This is a genomic window from Streptomyces sp. SID14436, from assembly GCF_010548465.1.
In the GTDB taxonomy this organism is placed as follows: domain Bacteria; phylum Actinomycetota; class Actinomycetes; order Streptomycetales; family Streptomycetaceae; genus Streptomyces.
In genome coordinates this window covers 1-1,359 of the sequence record NZ_JAAGMD010000492.1, presented here as the reverse complement: position 1 = coordinate 1,359, position 1,359 = coordinate 1, and the positions used below count along the sequence as shown (strand labels likewise).

Sequence of the window (1,359 nt, the reverse complement as noted above, 5' to 3'; positions counted from 1 at the left end):
GGACGGCGAGACCCCGGCCGGACCGGCCACTCCCGGCCGGACCGCGGCGCCGCCCTTGCGGGACCTGCCGCCCCCGCCCGGCCCCGCCAGCTCGCTGAGCGCGGCGCGCGCCTGGGAGATGCGGATCGCTTCCATGGTCATGTCGTGGCGCATCTCCGAGCGGCTCCAGGCGCGCTCGGCGAGCTCCCACATGGTGGTCAGGTGCATCGGGTTGGTGCCGGTGACCTCGGCCAGGGCCACGATGGCGCCTTTGGGCGCGAGCAGCCGGCCGTTGAGATAACGCTCCCAGGACGTCTTGCTGTAGCCCGTCCGGTCGGAGACCGACGCGACGCTCAGGCCGCTGCGGTCCACCACCCGCCTGAGCTGGCTGGTGAACTCCCTGATCTGCGGATCGAGCTCCTCAGGCAAGGCCTTCCAACGAGCCATTGCTTCCCCCCTCTTCCCCCCGGTACGTGCTGGTATTTCCCTCGCGCATGGTGCCCTTAAGCCGAGTCGCGGTCTGGCTACCCACAGGGATGCCGCCAGTCAGGATCTCAGTTCCCGGGGTGGGGGCGCACGGGAGCGTCAGGGCGCGGGCGTGCACCGTCGCACGCCTACTCGCTTGCGGTCCAGTGTCCCACCGGCGACCCCCTGTTCCGAACGAAACCCGGCACAAGCGCGGAGAACGCCCAGCAACATCCCCTTTGTCCGAGCTGACCGCACAGCCCGGCCTTGCGCCCCTTGGGGCGACAACCACGCCCCTGTCAGGACATCCGCCTCCGCGCCCCCGTCCGCCCGGAGGCGAAGGTCGCGGGTCGGTCCGGGGGTTCCGGGACCCGTAGCGGAACGGTCACTTCCGTGCCACAGCGGACCGGCAGCCGTTGAACAGGCCGTTCGCCTGCCGGAAGGTGGTTCCCGACGGCGGCCCGTCCTTCACGGGGGTGAGGGCGGGCCGCTGTCGCTGGAGGCCCTAAGAGCTGACGGTGAAGTGCAGCAGGTCCTTCAGGAACGGGATCTGCAGCTTGGGATCCGGCTGGACCATCAGCGCCAGCACCACGATCCCCGTGCCGAGCACCCCGTACGTGACGATGTCCGTGAACCGGGAGCGCACGGCGAGCATGCCGACGTCCGGCACCACCCAGCGCAGCACGGCACCGGCGAGCAGGGCCACCCCGATCAGCAGGGTGCCGAGCCGGAACAGGTCGAACGCGGTCAGCAGCAGCCCGAGTCCCACCGTGAGCAGCACGGCCAGGATCGGCCACTGCCGGGCGGGCGCGGGGGCGTCGCCGGCCGCCGCCCGGCCACCGCCCTCCGGGCGCGCGGTGTCCCGGGTGAACAGCGGGAAGCGGCGGGTGGTGCGCCGGGGCCGACCCTGCGCGT

General features: G+C 72.1%; 2 protein-coding genes. Both read right to left on the bottom strand.

Annotated elements, in window-relative coordinates:
• Positions 1-426, bottom strand: a 426-nt coding sequence (locus G3I53_RS16930) for a helix-turn-helix transcriptional regulator (RefSeq protein WP_164438509.1), incomplete at its 3' end; no start/stop codon positions are given.
• Between the two features lie 523 nt (positions 427-949).
• On the bottom strand, positions 950-1,359 hold a 410-nt coding region (locus tag G3I53_RS16925), incomplete at its 5' end, for a DUF3017 domain-containing protein (protein ID WP_164438508.1).